Source organism: bacterium (assembly GCA_030652805.1).
Classification (GTDB): Bacteria; JAHJDO01; JAHJDO01; order JAHJDO01; family JAHJDO01; genus JAHJDO01.
Genome location: JAUSPT010000098.1, coordinates 1 through 2,929 on the forward strand (window position 1 = coordinate 1; position 2,929 = coordinate 2,929).

The 2,929-nt window shown below is 40.4% G+C and carries 3 protein-coding genes; 2 read left to right on the forward strand and 1 reads right to left on the reverse strand.

The genetic code is table 11. The features are described 5' to 3' along the window. Positions 1-126: 126 nt before the first annotated feature. Positions 127-495 (forward strand): hypothetical protein, encoded by a 369-nt coding sequence (locus Q7J67_09495; protein ID MDO9465513.1) that lies wholly within the window; start codon positions 127-129, stop codon positions 493-495. Here Q7J67_09495 and Q7J67_09500 read toward each other — a convergent pair. After that, complete coding sequence (locus tag Q7J67_09500) at positions 487-2,094, reverse strand: IS1634 family transposase (GenBank protein MDO9465514.1); 1,608 nt, start codon at positions 2,092-2,094, stop codon at positions 487-489. The genes Q7J67_09495 and Q7J67_09500 overlap by 9 nt on opposite strands. A gap of 158 nt (positions 2,095-2,252) precedes the next feature. On the opposite strand from Q7J67_09500, the gene Q7J67_09505 reads away from it, so the two are divergent. Further along, a complete protein-coding gene (locus tag Q7J67_09505; GenBank protein MDO9465515.1) occupies positions 2,253-2,921 on the forward strand; it encodes a transposase in 669 nt (222 codons plus the stop codon). Positions 2,922-2,929 lie beyond the last annotated feature (8 nt).

Below are 2,929 nucleotides of genomic sequence, written 5' to 3' on the forward strand. Positions count from 1 at the left end.
ATAAAATTCGCGTTATTCAACGCCGCGCCTTCGGCCTTCGTGATGAAGAATATTTACGTTTGAAAATATTGACATGCACATTGCCGGAAATCTAATGTCCAAATCTCTATATTTTAACCCACTCGATTGGGAGAAGAGCCACAAAAAGATTCACTCCCTGCTCTAAGCGAGTATATTTTTAAAACCATTTTTAATATTGATAGTGAGATATACCCCCATATCCTCCTAAGGGATTATGCAAGAGGAGTAATTGAATATACTGCATATTTAGGATATGACCTAAATTTCGATATTTCCAAGGTTAGACCTCCATATAAAAGTTCTTTACCGGCTCAGTTTCCTTCTAATGAAGAGATAGATTCTAAGTATAAGATTGACTATAAAGATAAAAATTTCAAAGACTATTACTGGTCTCAGAATAGTATTCTCAGTTCAATGACCACGGAATATGGACGAGGAACTGCTAGGTATCCTAAATTCCCGCTCTTAATGTAACGAGGCGGGTGGCTTGATACCTAATGTCTCATAAAGCCCCATTTGTCGCTTTGTCATTTCAGCTACCTGCAATTCTAGTCCAGGCTGTTCAAAACATTCAATAATGTCAAATTCATCCAATAATTCCTGCATCGTGTAATTCTTGAATAAATTATTATCCTGCATCTTCTTCTTGATATAGGACAAAGTGATAAGGGCGATAAATTCGACGAACAGTTTTCCATCCAGACTTTGTTCGGAAGATACGGCCAGCCGGCGCAAATTCAATCGCTCCTTCAGGTTCCCGAAGGCTTTTTCAATCATATCTTTATTCCGGTAGATCTCTAATGCCTCAATTGGATCTTTCACATCGTTACTCAGAAGGGCAAAGTATCCGTAATTTTTCTTCGCTTCCGCAATGACCTCTTCTTTGGCAACCACTTTCGCTCCTCTTACCGGGGTACTTGTCACATCAAAATATTTGGCATACTGTTTCTCATGTTCGGGATTCTTTTGGTCGCTTTCCAATTCCCCCTGCAGGGTGTACAGCAGAGTATTGAGATTCTTTTCATTTTCCAATGCCCGTTCACCGGAGTGATACAGATGGAGATACATGCGTCGCTCCCCTTTCAGTGTGTCACCTTTATAGGGACGCTCCTGGGAGTATTCCCACTTCACCGGCATGGAATAAGCGTACAGATCATACTCCGGGCTGTAATGCGTCCAACTGCGCATGCTCTCACGCACGTCATCCAGTCCGGTCCGCACAATCCCGAGGGACAGCCGGGCGGCAATCAGGAATTTCAGATGGTTTTTATATAGACTATTAATATTGTCCGCACTGTAGAATCCTCTGTCCATGACCAGTTTGATCCTGTCAAATCTTAGAAAGTTGATATCCACCAACAGTTTCTTTAGGGTTTTGACATCTGTGATGTTTCCGGCGAGTTTCCGGTAATAGAAGGGGAGATTGGACTCTTGACCGAACAACAGGGCAAGATTGATCTGTTCCAATGGTTCATGATCCTTGTTCAGGCCGTATCTGACCTGGTTTAAACACTTAGAATAACTGGATATGGAGGTTGTATCATAGGCCCAGTATTCCTGTTCCACCCGGCGTTTCCCCTGCAGACGAAAAAAATGGGCCCTGGCCTCTTCACTAATGGAGGAGAACAGATCACTGCTCCTCTGGGACGGAATGGGTTTACCGTAGGGATGCTTATGAATAGCCGCCCACCGGGGAAACCGGCTTAAAGGATTTTTATCTTCCAAAATGAGATAGTAGGCAATGGATAACAGCTGTTTATAGGTCTTGGAAAAACATGTCTTCAAATCGGCGGTCACACCAAGTTTCTCACCGATTCTATCAAAAAGATAGGTGGCGCCATAATAACTGCGGGATGCCCGGGTAACTGGAACAGGCCCTCTCTGAGTCTTGTCTGCCACGGTTGCCGATGCCTTTTTTCTGGTCGGAATAATCTGCTTTGTTTCAGGATCTACCCTGCCGATACATTTTCGTCTCGCTCTGGACTGTTTTTTTTCTTTGTCCCAGAACGAGATCGATTCGTAGGCATAGCTTATTCCGGTCTGTTTATTGGTTTGATACACAATCGCCGCCATCTGTAATTCCTCCTATTCTCGTTACATATAAATTAACATGTAACGAGGTTTAAAACAAGAGAAATTACATTTAATCCTATATTATTATTATTGTTATTCCTGTCTCATCGTTACACTACTTCGGGAATGTAGGATTTATATAAGTCGAGGACTAAAATATGACCAACAAAGATATTCTCGATTATAAAATATTTTATCGGAGGAATCTGCCTCATTATCAGCCTGAATCAGGCATTTTCTTTATTACATACCGCCTTAATTTTGATCTACCGTCAGAGATTGTTGAAAAATTAATCCAGCAGAAACAAGAATATGCAAAACGAAAAAGTGTATCTAAAAATAAAGACGAAAAATCAATCAAACTGGACTTCGAAAAACAACAATTTTATTTTGTTGATAATTATCTGGGATTGTGTAAAAATGGTCCTAAATATTTATCTGACTCAAATATTGCACAGATCGTTAAGGACAGTTTGTTCTTTATGAATAAAAAGCAATATGAGTTGTACTGTTTTTGTGTTATGCCGAATCATGTTCATATATTAATTATGCCGCAGGAGCAGAAGAGCGGGTCGTTTTATTCTTTTGCAGAAATATTAAAAGGACATAAAGGCAGCACAGCCCGGAAAGCGAATATATTTTTGAATAAAACAGGAAGTTTTTGGCATAAAGAAAGTTATGATCACTTGGTCCGGTCACAACAGGAGTTTGAAGATACTGTCTGGTATATAATAAATAATCCTGTAAAGGCGCATCTAACTGACGATTATCGTAAGTGGAATCATACCTGGATTGCCGAGTATGTTAAGAAAGAAATGGGTCTGTGACAGTGTTA

Bases quoted from the DNA above. Each gene is read 5' to 3' on its own strand.
- Q7J67_09500 (MDO9465514.1), bottom strand. From the start codon at position 2,094: ATGGCGGCGATTGTGTATCAAACCAATAAACAGACCGGAATAAGCTAT.
- Q7J67_09505 (MDO9465515.1), top strand. From the start codon at position 2,253: ATGACCAACAAAGATATTCTCGATTATAAAATATTTTATCGGAGGAAT.